This is a genomic window from Nocardia higoensis NBRC 100133 (assembly GCF_000308595.1).
GTDB lineage: Bacteria > Actinomycetota > Actinomycetes > Mycobacteriales > Mycobacteriaceae > Nocardia > Nocardia higoensis.
The window spans coordinates 1-15,724 of the sequence record NZ_BAGA01000077.1 but is presented as its reverse complement, the minus strand read 5'-3'; the positions used below and the strand labels follow the sequence as shown (position 1 = coordinate 15,724).

Below are 15,724 nucleotides of genomic sequence, written 5' to 3'. Positions count from 1 at the left end.
TGCGATGAATTCGCGTCCGCCACGGCGTCGTCATGGGTGAGGACCGGACCCGAGGAGGAAACGTGGACCTGCCGGTGATGCCACCCGTCAAACCCATGCTGGCGAAATCCATGCCGTCGGTGCCGCGGAGTCCCGGTCTGTACTACGAGCCGAAATGGGACGGATTCCGCTGTGTGGTCTTCCGCGACGGCGCGGAGATCGAACTCGGTTCCCGCAACGAGCGCCCGCTGACCAGGTATTTTCCCGAGCTCGCCGAATTGCTGCGCAAGGCGCTGCCCGCGCGCTGTGTGCTCGACGGCGAAATCGTGATGGTCACCGAGCACGGCCTGGATTTCGACGTTCTGCAGAACCGGCTGCATCCAGCCGCGTCGCGGATCGAAAAACTGGCCGCGGAGACCCCGGCCAGTTTCGTGGCCTTCGACCTGCTAGCCCTCGATGAGGAGGACCTCACCGGCGCGCCGTTCTCCGAACGCCGCAGCAGACTCGAATCCGTCCTCGGCGCGGAGGTCGACCGCGTGCACCTCACGCCGATCACCCGTGATCCCGAGGTGGCACAGGACTGGTTCACCCGGTTCGAGGGCGCGGGTTTCGACGGGGTGATGGTCAAGAGCGGCGACCAGGCCTACCAGCCGGACAAACGGGTGATGTTCAAGGTCAAGCACGAACGCACCGCCGACTGCGTCGTGGCCGGTTTCCGGATGCACAAGGACGGCCTCGGCGTCGGCTCACTGCTGCTCGGGCTCTACGACGACGAAGGACGCCTGCACCACGTGGGCGTGGCCAGCAGTTTCACCGCCGCCCGGCGCGCGGAACTGGTCGGCGAGCTCGCGCCGCTGCGGGAGAACGCGTTGGAGAACCACCCGTGGCGGGAATGGGCCGACGCCGCCGCACAGGCGGCCGTTCAGGCGGGGACCGAGGCGAAGATGCCGGGCGGGCTCAGCCGGTGGAGCGCGGGTAAGGATCTGTCCTGGACGGCGCTGCGCCCCGAACTCGTCGCCGAGGTCCGCTACGAGCACGTGCAGTCCGGCCGGTTCCGCCACGGCGGCAGACTGGTGCGGTTCCGGGCGGATCGGACGCCGGAGTCGTGCACCTACGCCCAGCTCGAGCAGGTCGCCCCGGCCGAGCTGACCGCGATCTTCACCGAGACGGCGGCCCGCGGATGAGCGCGAAGGAGAGCGTGGAACTGGAGGTCGACGGGCGGACGCTGACGATCAGCAATCCGCACAAGGTCTACTTCAGCAAGCGCGGCGAGACCAAGCTGGATCTGGTCCACTACTACCAGGCCGTGGCCGAGCCGCTGCTCGGCGTGATCGGGAACCGGCCGCTGTTGCTCGAACGCTATCCCGACGGCGCGTCCGGCAAGTCCTGGTTCCAGAAACGGGTTCCCGCCTCGGCCCCGGACTGGCTGCACACCGTCGAGGTCACCACCCCGAACGGCACCACCAGCGACGCCCTGGTCGCGCACGATCTCGCGCACGTGCTGTGGGCGGTCAACCAGGGCTGCCTCGGCTTCCACGTCTGGCCCAACCGGGCCGACGATCTGACGATCGCCGACGAACTGCGCATCGACCTCGACCCCTCCCCCGGCATCGGGTACCCCGATCTGGTCGACGCGGCCCGGCTGACCAGGGCGCTGTTCGACGAACTCGGCATCGAGTCGGCGGTGAAGACGTCCGGCTCCCGTGGTCTGCACATCTACGTGGCGCTGGCGCCGCGCTGGGACGGCTACCAGGTGCGCGCGGCTGCCGTCGCGCTCGCGCGGGAACTCGAACGCAGGCACCCGGAGCAGATCACCGCGCAGTGGTGGAAAGAGGAACGCGGGCAGCGGGTGTTCGTCGACTTCAACCAGAACGCCCCGCACAAAACAGTGTTCGGGGCCTGGAGCGTGCGGCCCAAGGTCGGCGCGCAGGTCTCCACTCCGCTGTCGTGGGACGAGCTCGACAGCGTCGCGCCGGAGGAATTGACCATCGCCACGGTGCCGGGCCGGCTGGCCGAGTTCGGTGATCCGTGGGCCGGCCGCGCGCCGCAATCGATCGAGGCGCTGCTGGAGATGTCCGAACGGGACATGGCGTCGGGGTTGATGGACGCGCCGTGGCCGCCGCAGTATCCGAAGATGCCGAACGAGCCGCCGAGGGTGCAGCCGAGCCGGGCGAAGAGCGAGTAGGACGATCGGTCCGGCGGCGCCGGGGTCAATTGGTCCAGCGGACCCAGGCACCCGAGCTGCCCTGGCTCTCGCACACCAGCGCCCGGCCGTCGGCGGTACGACCCGACTTCGAGATCGTCTCGTCGCAGGTCTGGCCGGGTTCGTAGACGCCGGTGCCGATGTTGTACGGCCCCGACCACTGGTGGCCGTTGCCGGAACCCGAGGCTTCCAGGCACAGCAGGGTGCCGCCGTCGACGCCGGTGCCGAGCATGCCGAGCTGGCTCGCGGTGCAGGCCGCGCCCTTGCGGACGACCGGCGCTTCCTCGGTCGTCGTCGCCGGGGTGGGCCGCGCGGACGGCAGTTCGGCGGGCGGGGACCCGGCCACGGTGGTCTGATCGGCCGTGGTCGTGGCGCCGGCCGTGGTGACCGTCGTGCCTTCGACGCCCGCCGGCGTGTCGGTCAGCGCGCTGCCCGACAGCACGACCACCGCGGCCACGACCGCGGCTTCGGCGATACCGATCAGCACGGCGAAGGTGGCCATCGCCCGGCCCTTCGGATGACCGAAGGCGATGAGCCCGAACACGATGGCGACCGGGAACAAGGCGAGCAGCGCGGCGACGAGCGCGATCACCGCATAGGGATTGACGACGGGACGGGCATCGGGAATGAACGGATCCTCGGGTTCCTGGTCCTCCGGCCAGGCCTGGGGCCACGCTTCGCTGTCGCGCCATTCCCGCGTCCGTGCCATCGGCGGTCCCTCTCGCATTTCCAACTCTCGCGCGGCACCCCGGAAGCGGCGAACCCCACAGCTACCGGGAAACAATAGTGGCCGGGCGAGAATGCGCGACCGGAATGCGTCAGGTATCGGCGCCACGGTGAGTAATGCCGGTCACACCTGCGTGCGGTGTGAATATGCCGAAATACGACCGGGATACGACAGCCGCCGCATTCACCCCACCTCGAATTGCACCCGGCAAACTCCCGGCGATATACCGGCCGGCACGAACAAGGCCGGTGGGTGCGCCCCGAATTATCGGGCCACACCCACCGGCCGCGTGTTCGCCGAGGCGGGTCAGGAAACGTGGCGCGTCTTCGCCATGGTTTCGCTGACCAGTGCCCACAACAGGTCGGCGAGCAGATGGTGCACCTGTTCGCGGGTCAGGTTTCCGCGGGTGATCCATTCGCGCCCCGCGGCTTTCACCAATCCGCCGTAGGCGCGCACCATCGCCCGCGATTGCGGACTGTGCGCCGATTCCGCGAGGCCGACCATGCACAGCGTGCGCTCGGCCGCCGCGTCGTCGGCCTCGTCCAGGATCTGCTGGACCTCGGGATCGTCGCCGACACCCTCGTGGCTGGTCACTTTCACCCAGGTGCTGCCGTGTTCGGCGATGGTGTCGAGCAACCACCGGACGCTCGCGTCGACCCGCTCGCGCGGGGTGCCGGTCGGCACCACCATGTCGTCGCCCCTGGGCAGGGTCACCATCCGGCGGACCACCGCCAGATAGAGGTCGCGCTTGTTGCCGAAATAGTGATTGATCAGCCCGCGGGCGACCCCGGCGCGCGCGGCGAGTTCGGCGGTGGACACGGCCGCGTACGGCCGTTCACCGAACATGTCGATCGCGCACGCCAGGATCTGCGCACGGCGTTGGTCGGGTTCGAGACGTTTGCGGCGCGCGGGTGGCTCACCGGATCCGGAACGGATCGGCGACTCGGAGCGGCCGGACACTTCAGAGCGACCGGGCAATGAGATCCTTCATCACTTCGTTGCTGCCCGCGAGGATGCGCAGCACGCGGGCGCCGGTGTACAGCTCCGAGATCGGATACTCGGTCATGTAGCCGTAGCCGCCGAAGAGCTGCAGGCAGCGGTCCACCACGATGTTCAGCTGATCGGTGATCCAGTACTTGGTCATCGCGGCGGTGGGGATATCGAGTTCGCCGCGCAAGTGCTTGACGATCGACTCGTCGAGGAAGGTGCGCGCGACCTTGGCGATGGTGGCGCACTCGGCGAGCTCGAACTTGGTGTTCTGCATCGAGTACAGCGGCTTGCCGAAGGCCTCGCGGCCCTTGGTGTAGTCGACGGTCAGCTGGACGGCCTTCTCCATCATCGGCACCGCGATGACGGCGGTGACCAGGCGCTCCTGGGCGAGCAGCTGCATCATCTGGTAGAAGCCCTGACCTTCGGCGGTGCCGAGCAGGTTGGCGGCGGGCACCCGCAGGCCGTCGAAGAACAGCTCGGCGGTGTCCTGGCCCTTGCCGCCCATCTTGCTCAGGATGCGGCCGCGCTTGAAGCCGGGGGTGTCGTCGCTCACCTCGGCGAAGATCAGCGAGACGCCGGCCGCACCCTTGGTCGGGTCGGTCTTGGCGGCGATGATGATGCCGTCGCAGAGCCAGCCGTTGGTGATGAAGATCTTGGAGCCGGTGATGACGTACTCGTCGCCCTCACGCACGGCCCTGGTCTTGATGTTCTGCAGGTCCGAACCGGTGCCCGGCTCGGTCATGCCGATGGAGAGCACCATCTCGCCGCTGGCGGCCTTGGGCAGGACCCGGCGCTTGAGTTCCTCGGTGCCGAACTCGGCGATATAGGGCGCGATGATCGAGCTGTGCACGGGCATGCCCAGGGCGCCGTCGCCCGCGTAGGTCTGCTCTTCGATGATGGCGGCCTCGTGGGCGAAAGTGCCTCCGCCGCCGCCGTATTCGGTAGGCACCGCGGTGCACAGCAGACCGAGTTCACCGGCCCGGTTGTACAGCTCACGGTCGGGGTGCCCCTGCGCGACGAACTTCTCCTCGTGCGGGACGACCTCCTTCTCGAAGAAGTTCCGGGCGAGTTCGCGTACCGCCTCGACCTCGTCGTCACTCCACGCGGCGCGTGCCATGCTCACGATCCTTTGCTCGATGTGGCCCGACCTCGACCGCCGGGACCCCGGCATCAGGTTCCCAGCACTATTGGCGAGTTGTCAACAGCGCGTCGAACGCGCCGGAATGCGGAAAGTCGGCGTTTGCGACAATGGATTGCTCACGTTCCCCCGGTGGCCGGCCCGATCCGCCGCGTTCCACCCCCGTTCACGAAGGATGTCCGAAGACCCGATGGCCGAGAACAGTATCGATCCCGACGAGCTGGCCACCTGTCTACGGGTTCTCGATCGGGCCGCCGAACTCGACAAGGAACACCCGGATTCGATCGCCGTGCAGCGCGCGGTCGGGCACATGTTCAAAAGGCTCAAGCAGCGCAGGCGCGAGGAAGCGCGGCGCCGGGTCGCCGAGAACGACAAGGCGGTGGTGGCGGCCACCGCGACCGGCTCGCCGAACCGCATCGACGACGAGACCGCGGGCATCCCGCTCAGCTCCACTGCCGCGGGCGCGAGCGCGGGAACCCTCATGCGGTCGCGGCCCTGCTACATCTGCAAGCAGCACTACACCCGGGTCGACGCCTTCTACCACCAGCTGTGCCCGGACTGCGCCGCCGAGAGCCACGCCAAGCGCGACGCGCACACCGACCTCACCGGCCGCCGCGCCCTGCTCACCGGCGGGCGCGCCAAGATCGGCATGTACATCGCGCTGCGCCTGCTGCGCGACGGCGCGCACACCACCATCACCACCCGCTTCCCCAACGACGCGGTGCGCCGCTTCGCCGCCATGGAGGACAGCGCCGACTGGCTGCACCGGCTGCGCGTGGTCGGTATCGACCTGCGCGACCCGGCCCAGGTGATCGCGCTGGCCGACGACGTGGCCGCGCAGGGCCCGCTGGACATCCTGATCAACAACGCCGCCCAGACCGTGCGCCGCTCGGCGGGCGCCTACAGCGCGCTGGTCGAGGCCGAGTCGGCGCCGCTGCCCGCGGGCGCGCTGCCCGATGTGGTGACCTTCGGCAAGACGATGCAGGCACATCCCGGCGCGCTGACCGCCTCGCTGTCACCGTCCCTGCTCACGGCGCCTTCGCTCACCGCCGCCGATGTCGCCGAGCTCGCGCTGGTCGCGGGATCGGCCACCCCCGAACGTATTTCGCGCGGCGTGGCCATCGACGCGGGCGGGCTGGTGCCCGATCTGGCGCATACCAACAGCTGGGTGCAGACCGTCGGCGAGGTGGATCCGACCGAGCTGCTGGAAGTACAGCTGTGCAATTCGGTGGCGCCGTTCATCCTGGTGTCGCGGCTGCGCCCGGCGATGGCGGCCGCGCCCGCGCGACGTAAGTACATCGTCAATGTCTCGGCGATGGAGGGGCAGTTCAGCCGCGGTTACAAGGGTCCCGGACATCCGCACACCAATATGGCCAAGGCGGCGCTGAACATGCTCACCCGCACCAGCGCCGGGGAGATGCTGGAGACCGACGGCATCCTGATGACCGCGGTGGACACCGGCTGGATCACCGACGAACGGCCGCACTACACGAAGGTGCGCCTGGCCGAGGAGGGCTTCCACGCGCCGCTGGACCTCGTCGACGGCGCGGCCCGGGTCTACGACCCGATCGTGCAGGGCGAGAGCGGCGTCGACCTCTACGGCTGCTTCCTCAAGGATTACCGGCCCTCCCCCTGGTGAGCGCGCCTACCCTGGGCATGTGGGCTTCCGTCTGCTCGCCGACCTCACCATGTGCGCGCATTTCGCGTTCTTGGGCTACCTCGTGTTCGGCGGATTCCTGGCGTGGTGGCGGCCGTGGGCCTTCTGGCCGCATCTGGCGACCGCCGTCTGGGGACTCGGCTCCGTGGTCGTCGGCTACGACTGCCCGCTGACGTATCTGGAGAACTGGGCGCGCCGATCGGCGGGGACGGCGGAGCTGCCATCGAGCGGGTTCATCGACCACTACCTCACCGGCATCGTCTATCCCGAGAACTCGGTGGGACTCGTCCGGCTGCTGGTGGCGGCGGTCGTGCTCGTCTCGTGGGCCGGCGTTCTGGTCCGGTTCCACCGCCGATCCGACCGGGCGCCGGTCGCGCCCCGGTGAGGCGCGCCCTCCGGCTCGTCGTGCGCGGCCATCGCAATCGCCCCGACCCGACCGTGCCCGGGCCGAGGTCCGGGTCGCGGCGGCCGTTCCTGCTCGTAATTCAGCGCAAGGTGCGGGCGACGAGTGCGGCGACGTCGTCGGGCCGCTCGTCGAGGTAGAAGTGCCCGCCGGGGAAGGTCTCGCGCTGGAACGCCGCGGCGGTGAAATCGCGCCATTCGTCGGCCTGTTCGACGCTCATGGTCGGGTCCTCGGTACTGACCAGGGCGGTGATCGGGCAGCGCAGCGGGTCGGCTTCGCGCCGGGCGTAGGTTTCCACGGCCTGGTAGTCGCCGCGGACGGCCGGCAGCACGATCTCGGCCAGGCCGGGTTCGCTGCGCAGCATGGCGATCGGGGCCGGGTCGGCGGCCAGGCGTTCGAGATCGGCGATCAGGTCCTCGTCCGGAGCCAGGTGCAGCCTGCGCGGTTCGACGAACGTCGGGGCGGGGCGGCCGGAGACGAACAGCCGGGACACCGTGCGCCCGGCGGACTCCAGCCTGCGCGCGGTCTCGTAGGCCACGGTGGCGCCCATGCTGTGCCCGAAAAGGGCGAGATTCGGCACCACGGACTGCGCCAGCAACTCTTCGGCGATCCGATCGGCCAGCGCGTGCAGATCGGTGACCGGAGCCTCGCCCAAACGATCTTGGCGGCCCGGGTATTGCACGGCGAGGACCGCGATGCCCGGACCGACCCGGTCGGCCAGATTCCGGTAAGCGGTGGCCGAACCACCTCCCGGGGCAAAACACACCAGGTGGTGGCGGGGCGAGGGTTCGATTCGCAAGGCGCGCAGCCATTCGGTGGCCGCGATCGCACTCTCCACGTCGGTCTCCTTCTGCTTGTAACCGCTAGTCTCGGACTGGTGAACGCGCACAATCGGCTGGTCCACGAGTACGAATCCGGAATCGGCGTCCCGGCTTCCGGCATTATCGATTCGCCCGATCCCGGCAGCAATCTCGCTGCGACACTGCCGGTGTGGACGCTGGCCGCGGGATCGGTGGCCGCCGTGGCGGCCGCAGCCAATCGTATGCGCGACGCGCACGGCCTCGCTCCCGTCGCCCACCGGATCGACCCCGAGCGCATCACCGCCGCCTTCTCCAGTGACCATCTGCTACGCGTGGACGGCAAGCCGGTTCAGAGCTGGGCCGACCTGTCCGGGTTCTTCCCGACCTTCGACGGCTGGGTCCGCACGCACGCCAACTACCCGCACCACCGAGCCAGACTGCTCACCGCCCTCGGGCTGCCCGAGGACATCCCGTTCGACATCGCGGTCGCGCAGATCGCCATGAGCCGCGCCTCCGATATCGAGGACAATGCCGCCGCGGTGGGCGCGGTCGCGGTCCGGGTGCGCACCGAGGACGAGTGGGCCGCCACCCCCCAGGCCGCCGACGCCGCCGCGGGCCCGCTGGTGTCGATCGAACAGCGCGAGGACCGCGCGGGCACCAGGCTGCGCTCCGACGCCACCCCGTTCCAGCCGCTGCGCGGCGTGCGGGTGCTCGACCTGACCCGGGTGATCGCCGGGCCGGTCGCCACCCGCACCCTCGCACTGCTGGGTGCGGAGGTATTACGCATCGACGCGCCGTGGCTGCCCGAGTTGCCGTGGCAGTTCGCCGATACCTGTCAGGGCAAGCATTCGGTGCTGATGGACATGCGCAGTCATGCCGTCGCCTTCCACGATCTGCTCTCCCAGGCCGATGTGCTGGTGACCGGCTACCGGCCGGGCGCGCTGGAGAGCGCGGGACTGATCACGGCCGTCCGGCGCGGCCTGATCCACGCCAGGATCAGCGCCTGGGGCGAGACGGGTCCGTGGAGCGGCAGGCGCGGCTTCGACAGCATCGTGCAGGCCGCCACCGGCATCGCCGTGCTCGAGGGCGCGCCGCAGGTGCCCGGCTCGCTGCCCGCACAGGCCATCGACCACGCCACGGGATACCTGCTCGCCGCCGGTGTCATCGACGCGCTCGCCGCGCACACCTACGACGGCGTCGGCCGCGATGTGCGTGTCTCGTTGGCGCGCACGGCTTCCTGGCTGTTGAGCTCCCCCGGCCGGACGCTGAAACATCCCGCGCCCGCGATGCCGAATCCGCACGCGGTCGTCGCCCACGGGAACCTGCTCACCGCCGCGCCCGCGCTCGCCGAGTACCCGGACTACGCCTGGCCCGCTCCGCAGATGGGGTCGGGCACCCCCGCCTGGCCGGTGCGCACCCGCTGAGCCGCCGGGCCCGGTGACGCTCGGTGACGTCGCGAGCCGGACGCCGACCGTGCGGACGGGCCCCAGCGTCGAGAGCGCCGGAAGGGAGCCGGGGACGCCTGCGGGAAAGCGGCGATTAGGCTCGGTGCGTGCGGCAGAAGATCATCGTGGACGTCGATACCGGGATCGACGACTCGCTGGCGCTGCTCTACCTGCTGGCGTCACCCGAAGCCGAGTTGCTCGGCATCGCCTCCACGGCGGGCAATGTCGGGGCCGCGCAGGTCGCCGCCAACAATCTGGCGTGGCTGGAGGTGTGCCGGGCGCCGCAGATCGAGGTGGCGCTCGGAGCGGAGCGGCCGCTGGCGATCGAGCTGCGCACCACCGAGGACACCCACGGGCCGCAGGGTGTGGGGCACGCCAGGCTGCCGGTGTCCGGACGCGCGCTGTCGGCGCGGTCCGCGGCGCGGATGTGGGTGGACACGGTGCGGGCGCACCCCGGCGAGATCGTGGGGCTGTGTACCGGTCCGCTGACGAATCTGGCGTTGGCGTTGCGGCTCGAGCCCGGGCTGCCGCAACTGTTGCGCCGGCTGGTGGTGATGGGCGGGGCCTTCAATCATCCGGGTAATACGACGCCGACGAACGAGTGGAACGTGCACGTCGATCCGGAGGCGGCCAAGGAGGTCTTCGACGCCTTCTCCGCCGCGCCTGCCGACCGCAGGCCGCTGATCTGCGCGCTGGACATCACCGAGACGATCGAGATGCATCCGCGCCACCTGCGCGCGCTCGCCGAGCGAGCGGGCAGCAGCCCGGTCGAGGAGCCCGCGCCCGGCGACCCGCCAGGACAGCCGTCCGCGGCGAGCAATCCGATCATCCGGCACCTCACCGACGCGGTCCGCTTCTACTTCGAGTTCCATCAGGCCTACGACCAGGGCTATCTGGCGCACATGCACGACCCGTTCGCCGCGGCCGTCGCGCTGGACCCGACGCTGGCGGTGGTCCGCCCCGCGACGGTGGACGTCGAACTCACCGGGACGCTGACCAGGGCCACCACGGTCGCCGACTGGGCGGGCATGTGGGGCAGGCCGTTCAATGCCGACATCGTCGTGGGCACCGACCCCGAAGCGTTCTTCGCGCGGCTCGTCGCCCGGGTCGGCGATTTCGCGGCGGCGTTGTATCCGCCCGCGCGGCACACCGTACCCGCTTCGAGTCCGGAGGTCTCATGACCGGTCACCACCATCACGGCGAGTATTCGGCGGCGAGCGACTACGTCGGCGACATCGCGTTCCTGGCCGGGTTCCGGGAACGGCTGGCACTACCCGGCATCATCGATGTGCACACCCATTTCATGCCGGAATCGGTGCTGAACAAGGTGTGGGCGTACTTCGACTCGGTCGGCCCGCTGGTGGGCAGACAGTGGCCGATCACCTATCGCGACGAAGAGCAGGTGCGGTTGAAGACCCTGCGCGGTTTCGGCGTTCGGGCGTTCACCTCGCTGGTGTACCCGCACAAGCCGGACATGGCCGCGTGGCTCAACGACTGGACCGCCGAGTTCGCCGCCCGCACCCCCGACTGCCTGCACACCGCGACCTTCTACCCCGAACCGGAGGCCGCCGCCTACGTCGCCACGGCGATCGAGCGCGGGGTGCGGGTGTTCAAGGTGCACATCCAGGTCGGCGATTTCGCACCGAACGATCCACTGCTCACCCCGGTGTGGGGACTGCTCGCCGAGGCGGGCGTGCCGGTGGTGATCCACTGCGGGTCGGGCCCGGCGCCGGGCCGGTTCACCGGCCCCGCGCCGATCGCCGAGCTGCTGAGCCGGTTTCCCGCGCTGCGGCTGATCGTGGCGCATATGGGCACGCCGGAGTACAGCGCGTTCCTCGATCTCGCCGAGCGGTATCCGTCCCTCTCGCTCGATACCACCATGGTGTGGACCGACTTCAGCGAGCAGGACGCGCCCTTTCCGGTCGCCGAGTACGACCGGCTGCGCGCGCTGTCCGACCGCATCCTGTTCGGCAGCGACTTCCCCAATATCCCGTACCCGTACGCCCACGCGGTACAGGCCGTCGAGCGGCTCGATCTCGGAACCGAGTGGCTCCGGAAGGTGTTCTGGGAGAACGGCGTCCGGATGTTCGGGCTGAGCTGACACCGCGCTCAGGCGATTACCCGCCGGGCGAGCCCGCTGGCTCGCAGCACGCGCCGTCCCACCGCGGCGCGGATCGCCTCCTCGGTGCCGATGACGCGGACGTGCCCCCGGGCGCGGGTGATGGCGGTGTAGAGCAGTTCCCTGGTGAGCAGGGTGGATTCCGGTTCGGGCAGGACGATGGAGACGGTGTCGTACTGACTGCCCTGGCTGCGGTGGATGGTCATCGCGAAAACGGTCACCACGGAGGGGAATTGGGTGGGGTGCACCAGGTAGGGATCGCTGCCGCGCAGCAGGGCCGCGCGCAGTGAGCCATCGGGCATGGTGACGATGACGCCGGTGTCGCCGTTGTAGATGCGGGCCTCGTGATCGTTGGCGGTGACGAGCAGCGGCTGGCCCGGATACCACGGGGAGGACGCGCCGTCCGGGCCCGCGCCGACGGCGGCCGCCCACTCCCCCGCCATGCGGTCCCAGCGTTCCACGCCGAAGGGGCCGCGGCGGTGCGCGCACAGCAGCCGGTGCGATTCCAGCGCGGCCAGGGCGGCCCCGGAGTCACCGGCGCGGGCGGATTCGGAAACGGCACGGGCGGCGCGCGCCACGTCCGCGCGGACGGCGTCGATCTCGTCGGGCGCGCACAGGGAAAGATCGGCGCCGCCCGAGCGGAGCAGGTCGAGGGCGCGATCGGCGTCGCCCGCCCGGACCGCAACGGCGAGTTCGGCGATGTGACCGCCGAAGCGCCTGCCGCGGGTGAGGCGCACGATGCCGCCGCGCATCCTGGTCCGCTCGAGCTCGGTCAGCCCCTCCGGATGCTCGGCGGCGTCCGGCGGCGGGGCGCCGAGGATGTCGTCGAGTGCCGGATTGGGCGCGCCCGCGACGGGTCCGGCGACCAGATCGGCGAGCACGGCGCCCGCGTCGACCGAGGCGAGCTGATCGGGGTCGCCGACGAGGACGAGCCGGGTGTCCGAGCGCAGGGCCGACAGCAGGCTGCTCATCATCGTCAGCGAGACCATGGAGGTCTCGTCGACCACCACCACGTCGTAGGGCAGGCGGTTGAACTCGTTGTACCGGAACCGGTTTCCGCGTCCTCGCTGCCAGCCGAGCAAACGGTGCACGGTCGCGGCGGTCAGTTCGGGCAGGCCGAGCGCGCCCGCCTGTTCGCGCACCGCCTCCTGGAGACGGGCGGCGGCCTTGCCGGTGGGCGCGGCCAGCGCGATGCGCAGCGGCGCGGCTTTCGGATCGGCCCGCCGATGCGCCTCGAGCAATGCCAGCACGCGGGCGATGGTGTGGGTCTTGCCGGTGCCGGGGCCGCCCGCGACGACCGTGGTCCAGTGCGTGGCGGCGAGGGCGGCGGCCAGACGCTGCCGGTCGGGGGCGCCGCCGTCGGCCGTGCCGAACAAGCGATCGAGTTCGCGGCGCGCCACCACCGCGTCGACCACGGGATGGCTCGCGGCGCGCTCGGTGAGCACCCGGCGGATCGTCTGTTCCTGCTGGTAGTAGCGGTCGAGGTAGAGCAGCGGTCCACCGTCCTCGCCGGGCGCGGGGGGTACCACCCGCAACGGGCACAGCGGCCCGGCCGGACCGCCGCACACCAGTGGGCTCACCCGTAGTGCCTCGACCACGGCCTCGATGTCGGGCCACGGCAGCGTCGCCGGGTCCACGCCCTGACCGACGTCCCAGTCCTCGTCGGCGTCCACGCCGATCTCGCGCATCCGGTCCAGTTCCAGGCACACCGATCCCGAGCGCACCGCGCGCACGGCCAGCGCCGCCGCGAACAGCACCAGTTCCGATTCCTCCCGCCCGAGCCTGCCGAGCCGGACCGCGACGTGCACATCGGCCGCGGAGAGCACACCGGCCTCGTTGAACACGCGCAACAGACCCGTGCCGCGCTGGGCCACCTGGATCGCGGTCATCGCCCACCTTCCGCCGAGCCCGCCAGCAGATCCGACAGCGCGACGACCAGTTCCACGGGCGGATGCCAGTCGAAGACGCCGTGGCCGGGCGGGGTGTCCGGGCCGATCATGCCGCGGACGAAATGGTACTGGCAGCCGCCGAGATGGCGGGCCGGCTCGTAGCCGGGCAGCCGCCAGCGCAGATAGCGGTGCAGCGCGACCGAATACAGCAGCGCCTGCAGCGGGTAGTGCGAGCGCAGCATCTCGGCGGCCATCCGGGGACGGGTGTAGTGGTCGACGGTGAGGCGGTCGATGCCGAGGCGGTTGGTCTTGTAGTCGACGATGACGAAGCGCGGTCCGTCGGCGCCGGTGACGCGCAGCACGGCGTCGATGCTGCCGGTCAGGTAGCCGCGCAGGGCGCGGTCGTCGAGCCCGGCGAGCAGGTCGGCGTAGGGGTGGAGGTCGGCGGCGGGGGCCAGGTGGGTGCGCAGCAGATCGGCGATCGCGCCGAGCGTGGCCGAGTGCGCGGTCGGCCGGTCACCGCCTGCCAACGGCAGCTCGAATTCCAGCTCGCACAGGCGATCCCGTGGGGTGAGGTCGGCCAGGCAGCCGAAGCCGAGCGGGGTGCGCAGCACCGCGAGCAGGGCGGTCGCCAGGATGTCGACGTCGAGTTCGGCGAGCAGTTCGGCGGCGGTCTCCCGGCAGCGCCGCCGGACCTCGGCGGCCAGGTCGGCGGCGGAGGTGTCGACGCGTTCGAGAACCGCGTGCACGAGGGTGCCGAATTCGGCGCCGTAGGGCAGATCGTTCATCAGCGACGGCGCGGCGGCGGGGTCGGGGTCGAGTTCCACGAGCGCGGGGGTGGCGGGTTCGTCGCCGGGACCGCGCGGATCCTCGGGTTCGGTGTCGGTGACGAGCTCGTGCGCGCCTTCGGTGAGTGCCGAGTAGGACGTGCGCCGCCACTGCAGGTCCAGGACGCGGTCGAAGCGGGCGGCGGCCAGATCGGCGGTGTCGGGCTCGACGCGGACGCGGCGCGGGGTGACGGATTCGGCGGTGTCGACGGCGGTCACCGAGATCACCTCCGACGCGGGCGCGGCCCAGGCGGTGACGGCGCCGACGACCCGTTCGTCGGCGGGCACGGTGGCGCGTTCGGGCACGTCGGGGCCGCGATCGGGGCGGCCGAGCAGCATCCGGTGCAGCGGTCCGCCCGCGGTGGTGGCCGAGGGCGCCCACCAGGCGACGACCTGGCACATGGCACGGGTCAGCGCCACGTAGAGCAGGCGCAGTTCCTCACCGGCCTCCTCGGTCTCGCAACGCTGCCTGCGCCGGGCATAGCCGCGGGCTTCCTGGCCGCCGACATCGAGGACGCGCGCGCCGTCGTCGTCGTGGAACAACAGGGTCGGCGGTTTCGGGTTCTTGGCGTTGTCCCATGCGAACGGCAGGTAGACGATGGGGAATTCGAGCCCCTTGCTGGCGTGCACGGTGGCGATCTGCACGGCGGCGGCATCGCGGTCGAGGCGGCGGGAGCGGCCCGCCACCGCGCCGGAGGCGGGGTCGCGCACCCGGTCGGCCAGCCAGCGGGTCAGCGCGGTCAGGCCGTAGCCCTCGGTGGCCGCCACCTCGTCGAGCAGTTGGGCGATGTGACGCAGATCGGTGAGGGTGCGTTCGCCGTTCTCCACGGCCAGCAGGCGCGGGGCCAGCCGGGAGCGGTCGGCCAGTCGTTCGAACAGGGCCGCGAAGCCGGTGCGCGCGAACAACCGGGCCGCCTCGCGCAGCTGAGCGCTGAGCGCGCCCACCAGATCGGCTCCGCCACTGTCGATCTCAGCGGCGGTGCAGCCCAGGATGGGCGTGCAGGCGGCGAGCCGGACGCGATCGGAGCGGTGCGGCTGTTCCAGCGCGCGCAGCACCCACAGCCAGTCCACCGCACTCGCCGTGGCGAAAACGCTACTGCCGCCTGCCAATACGGACGGAATGCCGACCCGGTCCAGCGCATCGCGCACCAGCGAGACATGGGAGCGCTTGCGTACCAGCACGGCGACATCGCCCGCGGTCACCGGGCGGCGCACGGCCGCCGCGCCCCGGCCGACGGTCACCTCGGCGCCCGATTCCAGCAACCGGACGAGATCGGCGGCCAGATCGCGCGCCACGGCGGCACGCTGGCGGTCCACCTGGGGGAAACCGTTCTTCAACGGGCCCGCGCCGGTGCGGGGCAGACAGCGCAGGCGCAGCGGCACGATCTGGTCGGACGGTCCGGACAGCCTGCTATCCGCCCGCGTCGCGGCCACCGGATACACGCTGATCTCCGGATGACCGAGCGCGGCGCCACCGAGCAGGTGGTCGAGCGCGCGCAGCAGGCCGGGATCGCTGCGCCAATTGCGGGTCAGTTCCTTACGGCTGT

At 70.7% G+C, this 15,724-nt stretch carries 13 protein-coding genes; 7 read left to right on the top strand and 6 right to left on the bottom strand.

Translation table 11 applies throughout. The features are described from left to right. The first annotated feature begins 62 nt into the window (after positions 1–62). Positions 63–1,163, top strand: coding sequence for an ATP-dependent DNA ligase (locus ON26_RS12505; RefSeq protein WP_218000572.1), 1,101 nt, complete (start codon positions 63–65; stop codon positions 1,161–1,163). Next, on the top strand, positions 1,160–2,164 hold the full coding sequence (gene ligD, locus ON26_RS12500; protein ID WP_040796264.1) for a non-homologous end-joining DNA ligase: 1,005 nt from the start codon (positions 1,160–1,162) through the stop codon (positions 2,162–2,164). Before ON26_RS12505 ends, ligD begins: the two co-directional genes overlap by 4 nt. A 25-nt stretch (positions 2,165–2,189) precedes the next feature. On the opposite strand, the gene ON26_RS12495 is transcribed toward ligD, so the two are convergent. From ON26_RS12495 to ON26_RS12485, 3 genes are all read right to left on the bottom strand, one after another. Beyond that, entirely contained in the window at positions 2,190–2,891 is a 702-nt protein-coding gene (locus tag ON26_RS12495) for a hypothetical protein (RefSeq protein WP_040796263.1), read from the bottom strand. Between the two features lie 324 nt (positions 2,892–3,215). Continuing rightward, complete coding sequence (locus ON26_RS12490; protein ID WP_040796470.1) at positions 3,216–3,845, bottom strand: TetR/AcrR family transcriptional regulator; 630 nt, start codon at positions 3,843–3,845, stop codon at positions 3,216–3,218. A gap of 25 nt (positions 3,846–3,870) precedes the next feature. After that, positions 3,871–5,016: an acyl-CoA dehydrogenase family protein gene (locus ON26_RS12485; RefSeq protein WP_040796262.1), complete on the bottom strand. Its 1,146-nt coding sequence runs from the start codon at positions 5,014–5,016 to the stop codon at positions 3,871–3,873. Between the two features lie 211 nt (positions 5,017–5,227). Between ON26_RS12485 and ON26_RS12480 the strand changes: the two genes are divergently transcribed. Then, on the top strand, positions 5,228–6,676 hold the full coding sequence (locus tag ON26_RS12480) for an SDR family NAD(P)-dependent oxidoreductase (RefSeq protein ID WP_040796469.1): 1,449 nt from the start codon (positions 5,228–5,230) through the stop codon (positions 6,674–6,676). 19 nt (positions 6,677–6,695) lie between these two features. Next, positions 6,696–7,079, top strand: coding sequence for a DUF2784 domain-containing protein (locus ON26_RS12475; RefSeq protein ID WP_040796261.1), 384 nt, complete (start codon positions 6,696–6,698; stop codon positions 7,077–7,079). Positions 7,080–7,179: 100 nt separating this feature from the next. Here ON26_RS12475 and ON26_RS12470 read toward each other — a convergent pair whose 3' ends face one another. Then, on the bottom strand, positions 7,180–7,935 hold the full coding sequence (locus ON26_RS12470; RefSeq protein WP_040796468.1) for a thioesterase II family protein: 756 nt from the start codon (positions 7,933–7,935) through the stop codon (positions 7,180–7,182). A gap of 39 nt (positions 7,936–7,974) precedes the next feature. On the opposite strand from ON26_RS12470, the gene ON26_RS12465 reads away from it, so the two are divergent. The 3 genes from ON26_RS12465 (at position 7,975) to ON26_RS12455 (ending at position 11,443) form a co-directional block, all read left to right on the top strand. Continuing rightward, positions 7,975–9,321 carry a CoA transferase gene (locus tag ON26_RS12465; protein WP_083884035.1) on the top strand — a complete coding sequence of 449 codons (1,347 nt, stop codon included), beginning with the start codon at positions 7,975–7,977 and terminating at the stop codon, positions 9,319–9,321. Positions 9,322–9,449: 128 nt separating this feature from the next. After that, positions 9,450–10,523, top strand: a complete 1,074-nt coding sequence (locus tag ON26_RS12460) for a nucleoside hydrolase (protein ID WP_040796260.1) — start codon at positions 9,450–9,452, stop codon at positions 10,521–10,523. Next, complete coding sequence (locus tag ON26_RS12455) at positions 10,520–11,443, top strand: amidohydrolase family protein (protein WP_083884034.1); 924 nt, start codon at positions 10,520–10,522, stop codon at positions 11,441–11,443. The genes ON26_RS12460 and ON26_RS12455 overlap by 4 nt, the downstream gene beginning before the upstream one ends. Before the next feature lie 8 nt (positions 11,444–11,451). Here the strand turns inward: ON26_RS12455 and recD are convergent, their stop codons facing one another. Together recD and ON26_RS12445 are read right to left on the bottom strand one after the other, a co-directional pair. Further along, positions 11,452–13,350 carry an exodeoxyribonuclease V subunit alpha gene (recD, locus tag ON26_RS12450; RefSeq protein ID WP_040796259.1) on the bottom strand — a complete coding sequence of 633 codons (1,899 nt, stop codon included), beginning with the start codon at positions 13,348–13,350 and terminating at the stop codon, positions 11,452–11,454. Next, positions 13,347–15,724: 3'-5' exonuclease (locus tag ON26_RS12445; RefSeq protein ID WP_040796258.1), on the bottom strand; the 2,378-nt coding region annotated here is incomplete at its 5' end. The genes ON26_RS12445 and recD, both read right to left, overlap by 4 nt.

What these genes read in the sequence shown, in the direction of transcription:
- ON26_RS12455 (WP_083884034.1), top strand. Translation starts at nt 10,520, where the DNA reads ATGACCGGTCACCACCATCACGGCGAGTATTCGGCGGCGAGCGACTAC.
- ON26_RS12485 (WP_040796262.1), bottom strand. Translation starts at nt 5,016, where the DNA reads ATGGCACGCGCCGCGTGGAGTGACGACGAGGTCGAGGCGGTACGCGAA.
- ligD (WP_040796264.1), top strand. Translation starts at nt 1,160, where the DNA reads ATGAGCGCGAAGGAGAGCGTGGAACTGGAGGTCGACGGGCGGACGCTG.
- ON26_RS12495 (WP_040796263.1), bottom strand. Translation starts at nt 2,891, where the DNA reads ATGGCACGGACGCGGGAATGGCGCGACAGCGAAGCGTGGCCCCAGGCC.
- recD (WP_040796259.1), bottom strand. Translation starts at nt 13,350, where the DNA reads ATGACCGCGATCCAGGTGGCCCAGCGCGGCACGGGTCTGTTGCGCGTG.
- ON26_RS12480 (WP_040796469.1), top strand. Translation starts at nt 5,228, where the DNA reads ATGGCCGAGAACAGTATCGATCCCGACGAGCTGGCCACCTGTCTACGG.